Source organism: Rodentibacter caecimuris (assembly GCF_001019715.1).
Classification (GTDB): domain Bacteria; phylum Pseudomonadota; class Gammaproteobacteria; order Enterobacterales; family Pasteurellaceae; genus Rodentibacter; species Rodentibacter caecimuris.
Genome location: NZ_BBXJ01000001.1, coordinates 1,502,440 through 1,519,059, shown reverse-complemented (window position 1 = coordinate 1,519,059; position 16,620 = coordinate 1,502,440). Strand labels below are relative to the sequence as shown.

Below are 16,620 nucleotides of genomic sequence, written 5' to 3'. Positions count from 1 at the left end.
AATGTCATGATAAAAGAATGCCAAGAACCATTGCATTTTTCATTGATCACAACAAATCAGGAGCTGAGTGAAATTTGTCAATTAGCACGCCAAAAAAGTGCGGTTGCTTTAGACACTGAATTTGTGCGGGTATCGACTTATTTTCCGAAATTGGGTCTGATTCAACTTTATGACGGGGAAAATGTTTCTCTGATTGACCCTTTAAGCATCAGCGATTTTTCGCCTTTTGTTGAATTATTGGCTGATCCTGATGTGCTTAAAGTGCTCCATTCTTGTAGCGAAGATTTAGTTGTTTTCTTACAGGAATTTGATCAATTGCCCCAACCAATGATTGATACGCAAATAATGGCACGTTTCCTTGGATTAGGAAATTCAGTGGGATTGGCAAAATTGGCACTAAATTATTTAAATATCAAAGTGGACAAGGGGGCGACCAGAACAAATTGGATTAAACGCCCTTTATCGGAAAACCAACTGCATTATGCCGCAGGCGATGTGTGGTATTTGTTGCCGATTTACTCTTGTTTACAAAAAGAGCTGGTGGCAACGCCTTGGCAAAGTGCTGTGCAGGCAGACTGTGAACTTGCTTTATCAAAAATCAAAAAACTGCAAACACGTGATGTGGAAAGTGCTTATTTAGACATTCCAAATTCATGGAAACTTAATCCATTGGAACTTGCCCGATTAAAAATTTTGGCACAATGGCGACAAGAAGTGGCAATGGAACGTAATTTGGCGCTTTCTTATGTAGTTAAATCAGAAAACTTATGGAAAGTGGCAAAATATAATCCGCGTAATACGTCGGAAATGCTTGAAATGGGGCTTTCCAATAATGAAGTAAGAGTACGTGGTAAGAAAATTTTACAACTCTTAGCAAAGGCACGTCGGGTATCACCTTATGATTATCCGAAGCGGATCGTGCGTATTGCCGATGATCCCCGTTATAAAAAGGCAATTCGCCTCTTACAAGAAAAAGCGTATGAGCTAACGCCTCAAGGATTAACATTAGAAATTTTAGCGAGTAAACGAAGTTTGGAAGAATTAATCAAATGGGTTTGGCTACACGATGAATCACCGGATAAATTACCGGATTTATTAGTTGGTTGGCGTAGAGAAATTGGATTACAGCTTTTGGCTTTATTGAAATCGATAGAATTTTAAAAATATGATAAAAAATGACCGCACTTAATCAAAGTGCGGTCAATTTTATATAAGTTTTAGATTAACTCTGGGTAGCTTGAATGGCAGTTAATGCAATGGTGTACACAATATCATCGACTAATGCACCGCGCGATAAGTCATTCACCGGTTTACGCATACCTTGCAACATTGGACCGATAGAAACTAGATCGGCAGAACGTTGCACCGCTTTGTAAGTCGTATTACCGGTGTTTAAATCAGGGAATACGAATACGGTTGCTTTACCTGCGACAGGTGAATTAGGCGCCTTAGAACGAGCCACATCTTCCATCACCGCCGCGTCGTATTGTAACGGACCGTCGATTAATAGATCAGGGCGTTTTTCCTTAGCAATTCTTGTCGCTTCTTTCACTTTTTCCACATCTGCACCGCTACCTGATGTGCCGGTAGAGTAGGAGATCATGGCTACTTTCGGATCAATACCAAAGGCTTTTGCCGAATCGGCGGATTGAATTGCAATTTCTGCAAGTTGTTCGGCTGTCGGATCAGGGTTGACCGCACAGTCACCGTAAACTAAAACTTGATCCGGTAGTAACATAAAGAAAATAGAAGAAACGATTGAGCTACCCGGTGCGGTTTTTATAATTTGCATTGGCGGTCTGATCGTATTTGCCGTGGTATGCACTGCTCCGGAAACTAAGCCGTCCACTTCGTTTGCTTCCAACATCATTGTTCCTAGAACCACGGTATCTTCTAACTGTTCACGCGCAGAGGCTTCTGTCATTCCTTTCGCTTTGCGTAATTCAACTAAACGATCGACATATTTTTCACGAACGTCGGCAGGATTAATAATGGTAATGCCTTGACCTAATACAACGTCTTGCGCTTCGGCAACGCGTTTCACATCATCAGGGTTGGCTAATAATACACATTCTGCAATGCCGCGTTCAGCACAAAGTGCAGCCGCTTTAATTGTACGAGGTTCGTCTCCTTCAGGAAGCACAATGCGTTTTTTCGCTGCACGTGCAAGCTCGGTGAGTTGGTAACGGAAAGCGGGTGGTGATAGACGACGTAAACGGGTTGACGCGGCAACTAGATTATCAATGAAGGCATTGTCAAATTGTTCGCTAGTATAACGTTTGATATTTTCAATGCGTTCTTTATCATCGCTCGGTACTTCAAGATTAAAGCTTTGTAACGTGAGCGCAGTTTGCCAAGTGTTACCTTCAATACGGAAAATCGGTAATTTAGTGCTTTCAAAAGCGTGCTGACATAATTTTTTGATTTGTGCGTCAATTTTGTAGCCGCCGGTTAATAAAATCCCACCGATTTCTACGCCGTTCATTGCGGCAAGGGCGGCGGCAACCAATACATCCGGACGATCCGCCGAAACGACTAATAAACTGCCGGTACGGAAGTGTTCGAGCATATTCGGTAAACTTCTTGCACAGAACGTAATTCCGCGAATGCGGCGATTGATGTCGCCTTCATTAATAATTGCTGCACCAAGGTGTTTGATAATATCTAATGCACGAGTTGCAATTAATTCCGCTGACCAAGGCACGCAAGCTAATAATTTAATCGGGCTGTTTGTAAACAGTTTGTTGATTTCCGCTTCACTATTATGGCTATGTTGGAAAGAATCAAAAATTTCGGTTAAATCAGGGCGGGTACGACCGGATTCATCGACAGGCGCATTGAATTTATTGACCACAACACCCAGAATATTCGGATTATTTTTTCCACCGAACAACGATGCGGCCGCTTCAACGCGTTCTTTAAGTTGCTCAGGCGTTTCTGTTGCCGGTGCGGCAACTAAAATAATTTCAGCATCAAGTGCTTGAGCAATTTCATAGTTAATGCTGTTGGCATAACCGTGTTTACGGGTTGGAATTAAGCCTTCAACAATAACAATTTCATTGTTTTTGGTTAGTTGTTGATGATTCGCAACAATTTTTTCCAGTAATACATCCGATTGATTTTGTCCGATTAAGGATTCAGCAACACTTAACATAAACGGTTCGGCAGTATCAAGATTGGTACTGGTACGAATAATTGATGTGGTGCGATCTAATTTATCTTCACCTGAACTTGGTTGAGAAATCGGTTTCATAAAGCCGACTTTTGCGCCTTTTTGTTCTAAAGATTGAATCAGACCGAGACTAATACTGGTAAGCCCAACTCCGGCGCTGACCGGAATTAAAATAATAGTACGAGACATAATAACCCTTATTTATTTTTGATTAAAATGAAAACTGCCGAATTTTTCGGCAGTTTGTCGAGATGATTAGAAACTGAGTTTTGCAGTATCTTGTGCAATCACTAATTCTTCATTAGTTGGAATAACAAGCGCAAGCGGTGTGTTATCCGCAGTGATGACACCTTCATTACCAAAGCGAGCAGCTAAGTTTTTCTCATTGTCTAATTGGTAACCGAATAATTTTAAGTGTTTGAGTGTTTCTTCACGCACTTTTGCCGAGTTTTCCCCGATACCGCCGGTAAATACGATGGCATCTAAACGATCACCAATAACCGCCATATAAGCACCGATATATTTTGCCAAACGGTAGCAGAATACATCTAATGCACGTTTTGCCGGCTCTTCTTTATCATAGTTATCTTCGGCATAGCGACAGTCGCTGGTAACTTCGGTTAAACCGAGTAAGCCGGATTTTTTCACTAAGGTTTCTTCGATTTGCTCAACAGACATTCCTAATGTTTTATGCATATAGAAAATGATAGCCGGATCCAAATCACCAGAACGGGTTCCCATTACTAAACCTTCTAACGGGGTAAAACCCATTGATGTATCAATACATTTACCGTTACGCACCGCGGCAACAGACGCTCCATTACCCAAGTGACAAGTGATAACATTCACTTTATCTTCAGTAACGCCCAAGCGTTTTGCCGCTTCACGGCTGATAAAATAATGGCTGGTACCGTGCATTCCGTAGCGACGTACGCCATGCTCTTTATAGAGTGAGTAAGGAAGCGCATAAAGGTAGGCTTCTTCCGGCATCGTTTGATGGAATGCAGTGTCAAATACGGCAACGTTTTTATCTTTTAAATGAGGGAATGCTTTAAATGCTTCTTCAATACCGATTAAATGCGCCGGATTATGGAGTGGGGCAAATTCTGCGGCATCTTTGATACCTTGAATAACTTCATCGGTAATCACAACGGATTGCGTATATTTTTCGCCGCCGTGAACGACACGATGACCGATCGCCGCAATAGAATTTTTCAATTCGTCAGTTAGAATATTTGCTACGATAAAATTCAACGCTTCACAGTGTGCTGCGCCAGCACCTAAATCAGCATTACCCTTTTCACCGTTAAGTTTCCATTTAATGCGAGATTCAGGAAGGAAAAAAGCTTCAGCCAAACCGGATAATTTTTCTTCTCCTGTAGCAGGATCAAGAATTGCAAATTTTAACGAAGAACTACCACAGTTAAGGATAAGAACAAGTTTTGACATAGGAACCCTATAGTTGATTAAAGTTAATAAAAATCCAATCAGAGAGATTGGACTGCAAAGTCGTGCATAGGATACACCTTTTACGCAATAAAATAAATTAATCAAGAAAGAAAAATCTAACTTCTGTCAAAGAAAAATGTCATTGGCATTAATTTGGTAAGATAGAAATTCCAGGCGAACTGGAGTATCATAAGTGCGGTTATTTTTAAGGGTGTTTTTATTGTTTTATGTCATTTTTTTCTATTTTCAAGCAAGGACAAATTTATCTTAACACTTGGCCGAAAGAGGCTAAATTAGGGATCATTTTTCCTGAGCACCGTGTCATAAAAAGTACGCGTTTTGCACAAAATGCGATGCCGTTAATTGCCGTATTCGCTATTGTTTGGCAACAGCTTTATGCCAAACATGATGTTATGGCTTTTTCTGCAGCGATTTTAACCGCACTTTTTGCTTTATTAATCCCACTACAAGGACTGTATTGGTTAGGTAAACGTGCAATTTCACCTTTGGAAGCGCAAAGTGCAACATGGTTTTACGATATTTGTGAACGTTTGAGAAATATCCAAGAATCTGTTCCTCCCTTACAAGGTAAACCCACTTATCAACATTTAGCCGAAGTTTTAAGGAAAGCGGAGCTGCGGTTAGACAGGGCTTTTTGGAAAGAAATTTAGCAAAATTTATATGACGCAAACGTTTTCCTTTTTACTTTATTTTTTGTAGAATACACAGGCTGCTTTAGGCAGCTCTTTTTATTGAGAGACTTTTTAATGATCGATTACATTATTATTGGCATTATCGCTTTTTCTATTCTTGTCAGTTTACTACGTGGTTTTGTACGCGAAGTGCTATCACTTGCCAGCTGGGTCGTTGCATTTATCGTGGCAAGCCAGTTTTATCCTTACCTTGCAACTTATCTAACTCAAATTGAATCCATGTATGTGCGGAATGGCACGGCAATTGGCATTTTGTTTGTTCTAACATTAATTGTTGGCGGGATCATCAATTTTGTGATTGCACAGTTGGTTGATAAAACAGGATTAAGCGGTACTGATCGTGTATTAGGGGCGGTCTTTGGTTTATTACGCGGTGCGCTAATTGTTGCGGCGATCTTATTTTTCTTGGATACCTTCACAAACTTTGAACAAACCGATTGGTGGAAAGAAGCAAAACTTATTCCGCATTTTGGCTTCATTATTGAATGGTTTTTCCAACAACTTCAAGCGAGTTCCAGTTTCTTAAATTCAACACTTAATCAATAAGGATCATGAAATGTGTGGTATTGTCGGTATTGTTAGCCAAAGTCCTGTTAATGAATCTATTTATGCAGCATTGACGCTGTTACAGCACAGAGGGCAAGATGCAGCGGGGATTGTTACCATCGACGATGAAAATCGTTTCCGCCTACGTAAAGCGAATGGATTAGTCAGCGATGTTTTTAGACATGAGCATATGTTGCGTTTACAAGGTCATGCCGGAATGGGGCATGTACGTTATCCTACTGCCGGCAGTTCTAGCGTGTCGGAAGCCCAACCGTTTTATGTGAATTCACCTTATGGGGTAACGTTGGTACATAATGGTAATTTAACCAATTCGACCGAGTTAAAACAAAAAGTGTTTAAAACGGCACGTCGCCACGTGAATACCAATTCCGATTCCGAACTGCTTCTAAATATTTTTGCTAATCACCTTGACAATATTCCGCAAGATCATCTTGATCCGCAGGATATTTTCTATGCGGTAGGGAAAACCCACAAAGATGTGCGTGGCGCTTATGCGTGTTTGGCGATGATTATCGGGCATGGCATGGTAGCATTTCGTGACCCTTTTGGTATCCGTCCTTTAGTGCTGGGGCAGCGTGAAGAGAATGGTAAAACGGAATATATGTTTGCTTCAGAAACTGTTGCGTTGGATGTCGCAGGCTATGATTTTGTTCGTGATGTTGCACCGGGTGAAGCGATTTATGTTACCTTTGTGGGGGAACTTTACGCACAACAATGTGCTGAAAGTGCGGTCTTAAATCCGTGTATTTTTGAGTATGTTTATTTTGCCCGTCCTGATTCCATTATGGATGGCGTGTCGGTATATGCGGCTCGCGTTCATATGGGGGAGCGCTTAGGACAAAAAATAGCCCATGAATGGAAAGATGAATTAGACAATATTGACGTGGTTATTCCTGTACCGGAAACATCAACGGATATCGCATTACAAATATCTAACGTGCTAAATAAACCTTACCGCCAAGGTTTTGTGAAAAACCGCTATGTTGGGCGTACCTTCATTATGCCGGGTCAAGCACAGCGTATTAATTCCGTTCGTCGTAAACTCAATACGATTAAATCGGAATTTAAAGATAAAAATGTCTTATTAGTGGATGACTCCATCGTGCGTGGCACTACATCCGAGCAAATTGTAGAAATGGCGCGTGCCGCCGGAGCGAAGAAAATCTATTTTGCCTCTGCTGCACCGGAAATTCGTTATCCAAATGTGTATGGTATTGATATGCCAACCAAAAATGAGCTGATTGCTTATGGTCGCAGTGTGGAGGAAATTGCGAAATTGATTGGGGTGGATAAATTAATTTTCCAAGATCTTAGCGCATTAACGGAATCTGTTCAGCAAGAAAACCCGACGATTCAAGCATTTGATTGTTCGGTTTTTACCGGTGAATATATCACAGGTGATATTACCGATGAATATTTAGATGGTATTGCCTCGCAACGCAATGATGCAGCAAAGAAGAAAAGGGAAAAAGATGCGACAAATTTAGAAATTCATAATGAGCGATAAAAAAAGTGCGGTTAATTTTAACCGCACTTTTTGTTGGAATATATCCCTTAAATTATTCAACTTTCACAATCCAACCTTCTGGGGCTTCAATATCACTAAACTGAATTCCGGTGAGCTCTTCGTAAAGTCTGCGTGTAATCGGCCCTACTTCCGTTTCGGAATAAAATACGTGGAATTTATCTTTATGCTGAATACCGCCTACCGGAGAAATGACCGCTGCCGTACCGCAAGCGCCGGCTTCAGCAAATTGATCAAGTTGATCAATATACACATCTCCCTCAATGACCTCCATGCCTAAACGTTCTTTAGCAATATAGAGTAGGGAATATTTGGTAATACTCGGTAAAATGGATTCTGATGTTGGAGTAATAAATTTATTATCTTTGGTGATACCAAAGAAATTTGCCGCACCGACTTCTTCAATTTTTGTATGGGTTTTCGGATCAAGATAAATGGCATCGGCAAATTTTCGTTCTTGCGAACCCTGCTCAACCGCTAACTCATGGGGGAGTAGGCTTGCCGCATAGTTACCGCCCACTTTCACGCCGCCTGTTCCCATCGGTGCTGCTCGGTCGTATTCAGTCGTGATGAAATTAGAGGGAGTTAGCCCGCCTTTAAAATATGCGCCTACCGGACAGCAGAATACGGAGAAAATAAATTCAGGAGCAGCCTTTACGCCAATATTTTCACCAACACCGATGAGGAATGGACGTAAATATAAGGTTGCGCCCGAACCGTAAGGGCCAACCCAATCTGCATTTGCTTTAACGACCTCTTTACAAGCCCGAACAAATAATTCCGTTGGTACCTGCGGCATTAATAGACGATCAGCTGTGCGTTGCATACGCTTGGCATTTTCTTGAGGACGGAATAAGTTAATAGAATTATCCTTGCAACGATAGGCTTTTAAACCTTCAAAACATTGCTGACCATAGTGAAGTGCGGTCGAACCTTCGTGAATATGTAAAGTATTATCTGTGGTGAGCTTTCCTTCGTCCCATTTACCGTTTTTCCAATGGGCGATAAAACGATAGTCGGTTTTAATGTAATTGAAACCAAGGTTATCCCAGTCTAAATCTTTCATTTTGCTTTCCTCAATATGATGTTGTTAGTGAACTGTCGTTTAATCTACATCATTATTTTGAGCATTTGAACCTTAAAGCTTAAATTTTTTTGTGATTTCTTAAAATTTACTCAAGTTATTTTAAACGTCATCAAGTAAAACGAGAAAAGGAAAGAGAGCTGTGTTAGAATTCCGGCATGAAAAAAACGCCACTCAAAATGGGTGGCGTCTAACCAAAAGGTTCAAATTATAGGAAGTAAACGAGTAACTTATTGTTACTCAAGTTCAGTTACCTGAACTATATGCAAACACAACATCATACTTAAGTCCGAAACTCATTAACTCGTAAAGAATTACCAACAGTTAAGTATGGGGTGTATTGTAAGAATTGAAAATGAGAAGAACAAATGACGTTTTTTTATTTGAAGGATTAGAAAAATTAATCTGAACTAAATCTGTCTAAGTATAGACGAAAAAATTATATTTTGGAAGAACTATGTATAAACGTTTGCCACCCTTGAATTCATTGAAGTCTTTTGAATCCGCATCACGACATTTAAGTTTTACAAAAGCGGCCGATGAGCTTTTTGTTACTCAGGCAGCTGTTAGTCATCAAATTAAACTATTAGAAGATTTTTTAGGCGTCGAATTGTTTAAACGTAAAAATAGAGCCTTAGAATTAACAGAGTTTGGTAAAGCCTATTTTGTCGATATTAATAAAATTTTACGTAAGTTGAATGAAGCGACAGAGCGATTATTAGCACTAAAAGATGATCCCCATTTAAGTATTAGTGTCCCTCAAACCTTTGGTCTGCAATGGCTTGTCCCGCATTTAAGTGAATTTAACCGGATTCATCCCGAAATTGAAGTTCGCTTAAAAGGAGTGGATCAAGATGAGGGCTTATTAAATAAAGAAATCGATCTTGCCATTTATTATGGAAAGGGAAATTGGCAGAATTTACAGGTTGATCGTTTAGGTAAAGAAAACTTACTGATTTTAGCTTCACCGGAATTGCTTGCCAAAAAACCGGTTCGCGACAAGCGGGATTTAAAGCAACATACGCTGCTCCATACGCATACGCGTGATAACTGGCGGATTATGGCGGATTATTTAAAACTTGAAGATTTGAATATCCAGCAAGGCCCCTTATTTAGCCATACGTTTATGGCATTGCAGGCAGCAAGCCACGGACAGGGAATTGCGTTAGCTAATCGTTTGATCGCGTTGCAGGAAATTGAACAGGGTACACTTCAGGTAGTATTACCGACAAATTTACCTGATCCTAAATCTTTTTATGTCGTGAATCATCTCGATCGTCTTGATGACGAACAAATTCAGGCTTTTCGTCAATGGATTATTAATGCAATAAAAAAAGAAGAATATGAATAAACTCGCATTATATTGCCGCCCCGGCTTTGAAAAAGAAATGGCAGCGGAAATAACCGATCGCGCCGCAGCTTTAGGCATATTTGGCTTTGCCCGAGTGCAAGAACATTCAGGCTATGTAATATTTGAATGTTATCAACCAAATGATGCCGATCGTCTGGCACGTGAAATTCCATTTAACGGGCTTATTTTTGCCCGTCAAATGTTAGTGGTGTCCGACTTATTGGAGAATCTCGATCCGACCGATCGTATTAGCCCCATTATTAAGGACTTTGAGACGATTTCAGCGCAAGCAAATATCAGGCTATCCGCAGAGCTTTTTGTAGAAACCGCAGATACGAATGAATCAAAAGAACTTTCCACTTTCTGCCGTAAATTTACGGTGCCACTACGTCAGGCATTAAAAAAGCAGGGTTGGCTAGCGGATAGACCGAATCCAAAGAGCGGTCATTTTTTGCATTGTTTTTTTGTTAAGCCAAATTGCTGTTATGTGGGCTATTCCTATACCAATAACCATTCCGAGTATTTTATGGGGATTCCTCGTTTGAAATTTCCGTTTGATGCACCGAGCCGTTCTACGTTGAAATTAGAAGAGGCGATTTTGACATTTATTCCCCGTAAGGAAGAAGAAAAACGTTTAAATGACAGTATGGTCGGTGTGGATTTGGGGGCTTGTCCGGGCGGCTGGACATATCAGTTGGTTAAACGGGGTTTATTTGTCTATGCGGTAGATCATGGGAAAATGGCGGAAAGCCTACACGAGACCGGTCGAATTGAGCATTGTGCGGAAGACGGTTTTAAATTTCAGCCGCCAAAACGTAAAAAAATCGATTGGTTGGTGTGCGATATGGTAGAACAGCCAAGCCGCATTACCAATCTGATTGGCAAATGGTTGGTGAACGGTTGGTGTCGTGAAACGATTTTTAATTTAAAGTTACCAATGAAAAAACGTTATCAAGAAGTGATGCAGTGCTTGGAAAATCTCACTGATATGTTGAATAAACAAAATTTGACCTTTGAGATTCAGGCAAAACATCTTTTCCACGATAGAGAGGAAATTACAGTTCATATTGTTATTAAATGAGAAAAAGCATTTTTCCCCCATTGAGGAAAAATGCTTTTTACCGATAAGACATATGAAAAAAGCACCGATAAAATCGATGCTTTAAAAACTGGTTGCGGGGGCCGGATTTGAACCGACGGCCTTCGGGTTATGAGCCCGACGAGCTACCAAGCTGCTCCACCCCGCGTCTGATGGGCGTACTATACTGCATTCAAGAAATTTTGCAAGTATTAAACAAAAGTTTATGTCGCGTTTGTTAATAAAATAACCAAAACGAATATAAATTAAACGCTATTGAGGAAATAGTGCTAGTGGTTTCAGACAATTTTTGATAGCGTATGCAGCCTCATAAAATTCATTTTTTGTTTAGGAATAAGATATGAAATTTTGTAAAAATCTCGGTATAAAAGTTTTTTCTCTTTTCGCAATCACATCAATTTTGGTAGCCTGTGGTGGTTCATCACACAAATCATCAAATAACGGTTCGCCTATTCTCACACCAACAGGCGATGATCCTAAAAAATTTGGTGCAAAATACAATGGACGTCCCTATCAACAAAGTATTTTATCGCCGGTTGCTCGTGTGGAAAATCAAAGTGCGGTCATTAATCAAGGTGATTTTTTAACTCAACTTTCTAATATTAAAGCTTACTCCGACAGACTATCCGAGCGTTTTTATGGCCACTATCAAAAAATTACGAATTGGGTGCTTGCCGGTGCGGATGTGCGTGAATTGTCGCAATACGGTATTTCTTCACAAATTATGAAAGGCTTTGATGGTTATCAAAATGTATTGATGACGGGCTATTACTCTCCGGTGATTCAGGCCCGCCGAACACCACAAGGGAAATTTCAACACCCAATTTATGCCATGCCAACCTATAAGCGTTTGTCTCGTGCGCAAATCTATGCAGGGGCATTGGAAGGGAAAGGTTTAGAATTGGCTTATAGTGATTCTATGATTGATAACTTCTTGTTAGGTGTACAGGGAAGTGGTTATGTTGATTTTGGCAACGGCAATTTGAATTATTTTGCCTATGCCGGACAAAATGGTTTTAAATATCAAGCAGTAGGGCGTTTGTTGGTGGAAGATGGGGAAATTCCAAAAGAGAAAATGTCAATTCAAGCCATTCGTGATTGGGGAAAAGCGAATCCTTCACGAGTGCAAGGCTTATTAGAGCGCAACCCATCCTATGTATTCTTTAAAAATGATCCAAGTGGAAAAGTAAAAGGTTCCGCAGGAGTACCTCTTGTACCAATGGCGGCGGTGGCTTCCGATCGTAATGTGATCCCATCGGGTTCCGTTTTATTGGTCGAAGTGCCGGATATTGATAATGACGGTAATTGGAGAGGTTCGCATAAATTACATTTAATGGTGGCATTAGATGTGGGTGGCGCGGTAAACGGACACCATTTTGATTTATACCGTGGAATCGGCGAGCAAGCAGGGCATATTGCCGGACTTTCAAAACATTATGGTCGTGTTTGGGTATTGCAATAATGGCGCGTATAGATAATTACGAACAGCGTTTTGGCGGGATTGGGCGACTTTATACCCCTGAGGGATTGGCACGCCTTCGGCAAGCTCATATTTGTGTTATTGGGATTGGCGGTGTCGGTTCGTGGGTGGTAGAAGCGTTAGCCCGTTCTGGAATTGGTCGGCTGACTCTAATTGATATGGACGATATTTGTGTCACCAACATCAATCGCCAACTTCCGGCATTAAGCGGTAATATCGGTAAACTTAAAACGGAAGTGATGGCAGAACGGGTAAAACTGATTAATCCCGAATGTCTTGTCAATATTATTGATGATTTTATTTCACCCGATAATCAGGCTGATTATCTCAATCGAGGCTATGATTATGTGATTGACGCCATTGATAATGTTAAAACCAAGGCAGCGATGATTGCCTATTGCAAACGTAATAAAATTAAAATTATCACCGTGGGTGGCGCAGGGGGACAAACGGATCCTACGCAAATTCAAATTGCCGATTTAAGCAAAACTATTCAAGATCCCCTATTGGCAAAAGTGCGGTCGGTTTTACGCAAGGATTTTAACTTTAGCCAAAATCCACAGCGTAAATTTGGTATAGATGCGGTATTTTCCACACAACCGCTTATTTTTCCTCAAACGGGGGAGGGCTGCACGGTATCCGCGACGATGAATTGTGCAAACGGTTTTGGTGCGGCAACCATGATTACCGCCACATTTGGCTTTTTTGCCGTTTCACGGGTGATTGATAAATTGCTGAAAAAATAAAAACTCAATATCTCATGGAAGGCAACAAAAGTTGCCTTTTGTTTTTTATGACATTCAATTTTTCTTTCACGCAAAAATCTCACCAAATTTTTGTGTAAAACCATTGCAATTTGTTTTAAAACGTGTAGCCTTTTACGACTATTTGAGAATCATTATTAACAATTGAGGAGACAAAATGAAAACTACATTAAAAATAAGTGTAATTTCAACCGCACTTTTAACCTTGCCAATGGTGGCAAATGCGGATGTATTAGCTTCGGTTAAACCGCTTGGGTTTATTGCTTCGTCTATTGCGAACGGCGTAACTAATACGCAGATTCTTGTTCCCACAGGGGCATCACCGCATGATTACAGTTTAAAATTGTCGGATATTCAAAAAGTGAAATCGGCCGACTTAGTGCTATGGGTAGGTGAGGACATCGATTCATTTTTAGCAAAACCGGTGAGCCAAATTGAGCGTAAAAAGGTGATTACTATTGCCGATCTCGCTGAGATTGAACCTTTGCTAAGCCAAGCACATCACGAGCATTTACATGAAGATGGCGATCACGAGCACAAACATGAGCATAAACACGAACATAAGCACGAGCATAAAGGTGGACACGAACATCATCACGCTCATGAAAATCACGAAGGATTAAGCACCAACTGGCATATTTGGTATTCGCCGGCAATTAGCCAAATTGTGGCACAAAAAGTGGCGGATAAACTGACCGTGCAATTTCCCGATAAGAAAGAGCTGATTGCAAAAAACCTTGCCGATTTTAACCGCACTTTGGCGGAACAAAGCGATAAAATCAAGGCTCAGCTTGCCCCTTTTAAAGAAAAAGGTTTCTTTGTTTTCCATGATGCTTACGGTTATTTCAATGATGCTTACGGCTTAAAACAAAGCGGTTATTTCACTATTAACCCATTGGTCGCGCCCGGTGCGAAAACCCTTGCACATATCAAACAGGAGATCGCAGAACATCGCGTTAATTGTTTGTTTGCCGAGCCGCAATTTACCCCGAAAGTGATTGAATCTTTAGCAAAAGGTACGGCAGTGAATATAGGGCGTTTAGATCCGATTGGTGATAGCGTACGGTTAGGGGCGAATTCCTATGCCGATTTTCTGCAAGCAACAGCAGATAGTTATACACAGTGTTTGAGTAAATAAATGGCATCAACTGAAAGAAAATGGTGGGAAATCCCACCATTTTTTATGAAAGGAAAGAGGTGATTTGAATTCAATACTTCAGATTATGCTATAATTCGCCAAATTTTTTTATAGAGATCCTTAATGAAACACCTATTCGCCACCACATCCCGTGGCTTTGAAGAACTGTTAAAAGTTGAACTAACCGAGCTGGGCGCGCTTGAGACAAAAGTTGTACAAGGCGGTGTGCATTTCCATGCCGATGATGAAACACTTTACCGAACGTTGCTTTGGTCGCGTCTTGCCTCACGCATTTTATTGCCCTTGATCGAAACCAAAATTTATAGCGATTTAGATTTATATGCGGCGATTTCCGGCTTTAATTGGTTGGATTATTTTGATGAACGTATCACTTTTTTTGTGGATTTCAACGGAACCAATCAAGAAATTCGCCATACTCAGTTTGGTGCAATGCGGGTGAAAGATGGTATCGTGGATCACTTTGAACGCAAGGGCAAAATACGTCCGAATGTAGATAAAGCCCAACCGGATGTGCGTATCCATTCCTATTTAAACCGAGAAGAATTAGTCATTTCTTTGGATTTGAGCGGAGAAGCCTTGCATCTGCGTGGTTACCGTGAAGAAACGGGACAAGCCCCCTTACGTGAAACTTTAGCGGCAGCCATTGTGTTGCGTTCCGGTTGGAAAGCAGGTACTCCGTTGCTGGATCCGATGTGTGGTTCGGGCACACTTTTGATTGAAGCGGCACAAATGGAAGCCAATATTGCACCTCAATTATATCGTTTACATTGGGGCTTTGATTTTTGGAAAGGGCACAACCAACAGGCATGGGAAAAAGTGAAGAATGAAGCCATTATTTTGGCACAAGAAAAACAAGTTGAAATTCAACCGCACTTTTATGGTTTTGATCTCGATCACCGTGTGTTAAAAAAAGCCCAACACAATGCGAAAAATGCCGGTGTTGCCCACTTGATAACATGGCAGCAAGGTGATGTGGCGGCACTCACCAATCCGACTTCAAATGAGGTGGGCACGGTGATTTGTAATCCGCCTTACGGTGAACGTTTAGGCACGACACCGGCGTTGATTGCCCTTTATTCTGTGTTTGGACAACGTTTGAAAAAAGAATTTGGCGGCTGGAATGCTTCAATTTTTAGTAGTGAATCCACCTTGTTGGATTGTTTGAAAATGCGTGCAAACCGACAATTCAAAGCAAAAAACGGGCCGTTAGATTGCGTGCAAAAAAATTATCAAATTTCACTCCACAAGGCGGATGAAAACTCGGTCGAAAATTCCCTTGAATTTAACCGCTCTTCTCCCACTGTGGCAGTAGATTTTGCCAACCGGCTACAAAAAAATATCAAGAAAATTGAAAAATGGGCAAAGCAACAAGGTTTGGATGCCTACCGTCTCTATGATGCCGATCTACCGGAATATAATTTAGCGGTGGATCGTTATGCCGATCATATTGTGGTGCAAGAATATGCCGCACCGAAGAATATTGATGAAAATAAAGCACGCCAACGTTTATTGGATGCGGTGACGGCAACGTTAAACGTGACCGGCGTAGAAACCAACAAGCTGATTTTAAAAGTCCGCCAAAAACAAAAAGGCACGAATCAATATGAAAAATTAGCCAATAAAGGCGAGTATTTTTATGTGAACGAATACGGCGCACAACTTTGGGTAAATTTAACGGATTATTTGGACACCGGGCTATTTTTGGATCATCGCCTTACCCGAAAAATGGTGGGGGAGTTGGCAAAAGGGAAAGATTTCTTGAATTTGTTTGCCTATACGGGCTCAGCTACCGTTCATGCCGCATTGGGCGGGGCAAAATCCACTACGACGGTGGATATGTCGAACACTTATCTCAACTGGGCGGAACAAAACCTGATTCTCAACGATCTTGAAGGCAAGCAACATCAACTCATTCAAGCGGATTGTTTGCAATGGTTGGAAAAATGTGATCGTCAATTTGATTTAATTTTTGTGGATCCGCCTACTTTTTCCAATTCAAAACGAATGGAAACAAACTGGGATGTTCAGCGAGATCACATCAAATTAATGGGAAATTTAAAACGTATTTTACGTCAGGGCGGCACCATTGTTTTTTCTAATAATAAACGGGGCTTCAAAATGGATTTTGCCGGGCTGGAGGCATTGGGGTTAAGTGCAGTGGAAATTTCCCACAAAACCTTACCACTGGATTTTGAACGCAATAAACAAATTCATAATTGTTGGTTGGTTACTGAGAAAAACTACGCTAGCTAATTCT

General features: G+C 40.9%; 13 protein-coding genes and 1 tRNA gene. 10 read left to right on the top strand and 4 right to left on the bottom strand.

The window, feature by feature from the left end; translation table 11 throughout:
- The first annotated feature begins 6 nt into the window (after window positions 1-6).
- Window positions 7-1,161 (top strand): ribonuclease D, encoded by a 1,155-nt coding sequence (gene rnd, locus PNEUHYL_RS07495; protein WP_059366730.1) that lies wholly within the window; start codon window positions 7-9, stop codon window positions 1,159-1,161.
- A gap of 61 nt (window positions 1,162-1,222) precedes the next feature.
- On the opposite strand, the gene pta is transcribed toward rnd, so the two are convergent.
- Window positions 1,223-3,361, bottom strand: a complete 2,139-nt coding sequence (gene pta / locus PNEUHYL_RS07490; protein WP_059366727.1) for a phosphate acetyltransferase — start codon at window positions 3,359-3,361, stop codon at window positions 1,223-1,225.
- A gap of 66 nt (window positions 3,362-3,427) precedes the next feature.
- Window positions 3,428-4,621: an acetate kinase gene (locus tag PNEUHYL_RS07485; protein WP_059366724.1), complete on the bottom strand. Its 1,194-nt coding sequence runs from the start codon at window positions 4,619-4,621 to the stop codon at window positions 3,428-3,430.
- Between the two features lie 227 nt (window positions 4,622-4,848).
- Between PNEUHYL_RS07485 and yfbV the strand changes: the two genes are divergently transcribed.
- The 3 genes from yfbV (at window position 4,849) to purF (ending at window position 7,408) form a co-directional block, all read left to right on the top strand.
- Window positions 4,849-5,292 (top strand): terminus macrodomain insulation protein YfbV, encoded by a 444-nt coding sequence (gene yfbV / locus PNEUHYL_RS07480; RefSeq protein WP_059366722.1) that lies wholly within the window; start codon window positions 4,849-4,851, stop codon window positions 5,290-5,292.
- Window positions 5,293-5,388: 96 nt separating this feature from the next.
- Window positions 5,389-5,880: a CvpA family protein gene (locus PNEUHYL_RS07475; RefSeq protein ID WP_059366720.1), complete on the top strand. Its 492-nt coding sequence runs from the start codon at window positions 5,389-5,391 to the stop codon at window positions 5,878-5,880.
- A gap of 10 nt (window positions 5,881-5,890) precedes the next feature.
- Window positions 5,891-7,408, top strand: a complete 1,518-nt coding sequence (purF, locus tag PNEUHYL_RS07470; protein ID WP_059366719.1) for an amidophosphoribosyltransferase — start codon at window positions 5,891-5,893, stop codon at window positions 7,406-7,408.
- Between the two features lie 52 nt (window positions 7,409-7,460).
- Here the strand turns inward: purF and PNEUHYL_RS07465 are convergent, their stop codons facing one another.
- Complete coding sequence (locus PNEUHYL_RS07465) at window positions 7,461-8,492, bottom strand: branched-chain amino acid aminotransferase (protein ID WP_059366718.1); 1,032 nt, start codon at window positions 8,490-8,492, stop codon at window positions 7,461-7,463.
- A 475-nt stretch (window positions 8,493-8,967) separates the two neighbouring features.
- On the opposite strand from PNEUHYL_RS07465, the gene PNEUHYL_RS07460 reads away from it, so the two are divergent.
- Both PNEUHYL_RS07460 and rlmM read left to right on the top strand, forming a co-directional pair.
- Window positions 8,968-9,861, top strand: coding sequence for a transcriptional regulator GcvA (locus PNEUHYL_RS07460; protein ID WP_059366715.1), 894 nt, complete (start codon window positions 8,968-8,970; stop codon window positions 9,859-9,861).
- Window positions 9,854-10,942 carry a 23S rRNA (cytidine(2498)-2'-O)-methyltransferase RlmM gene (gene rlmM / locus PNEUHYL_RS07455; RefSeq protein WP_059366713.1) on the top strand — a complete coding sequence of 363 codons (1,089 nt, stop codon included), beginning with the start codon at window positions 9,854-9,856 and terminating at the stop codon, window positions 10,940-10,942. The genes PNEUHYL_RS07460 and rlmM overlap by 8 nt, the downstream gene beginning before the upstream one ends.
- Before the next feature lie 89 nt (window positions 10,943-11,031).
- On the opposite strand, the gene PNEUHYL_RS07450 is transcribed toward rlmM, so the two are convergent.
- Window positions 11,032-11,108, bottom strand: a tRNA-Met gene (locus PNEUHYL_RS07450).
- A 192-nt stretch (window positions 11,109-11,300) separates the two neighbouring features.
- Between PNEUHYL_RS07450 and mltA the strand changes: the two genes are divergently transcribed.
- The 4 genes from mltA to rlmKL all read left to right on the top strand — a co-directional run bounded on the left by mltA (window position 11,301) and on the right by rlmKL (window position 16,616).
- The gene (gene mltA / locus PNEUHYL_RS07445) at window positions 11,301-12,422 is read left to right on the top strand and encodes a murein transglycosylase A (RefSeq protein WP_059366709.1); all 1,122 of its coding nucleotides are present in this window, start codon (window positions 11,301-11,303) and stop codon (window positions 12,420-12,422) included.
- A complete protein-coding gene (tcdA, locus tag PNEUHYL_RS07440) occupies window positions 12,422-13,186 on the top strand; it encodes a tRNA cyclic N6-threonylcarbamoyladenosine(37) synthase TcdA (protein WP_059366707.1) in 765 nt (254 codons plus the stop codon). The genes mltA and tcdA overlap by 1 nt, the downstream gene beginning before the upstream one ends.
- 175 nt (window positions 13,187-13,361) lie before the next feature.
- A complete protein-coding gene (gene znuA / locus PNEUHYL_RS07435; RefSeq protein WP_059366703.1) occupies window positions 13,362-14,342 on the top strand; it encodes a zinc ABC transporter substrate-binding protein ZnuA in 981 nt (326 codons plus the stop codon).
- A 123-nt stretch (window positions 14,343-14,465) separates the two neighbouring features.
- Window positions 14,466-16,616: a bifunctional 23S rRNA (guanine(2069)-N(7))-methyltransferase RlmK/23S rRNA (guanine(2445)-N(2))-methyltransferase RlmL gene (rlmKL, locus tag PNEUHYL_RS07430; protein ID WP_059366700.1), complete on the top strand. Its 2,151-nt coding sequence runs from the start codon at window positions 14,466-14,468 to the stop codon at window positions 16,614-16,616.
- Window positions 16,617-16,620 lie beyond the last annotated feature (4 nt).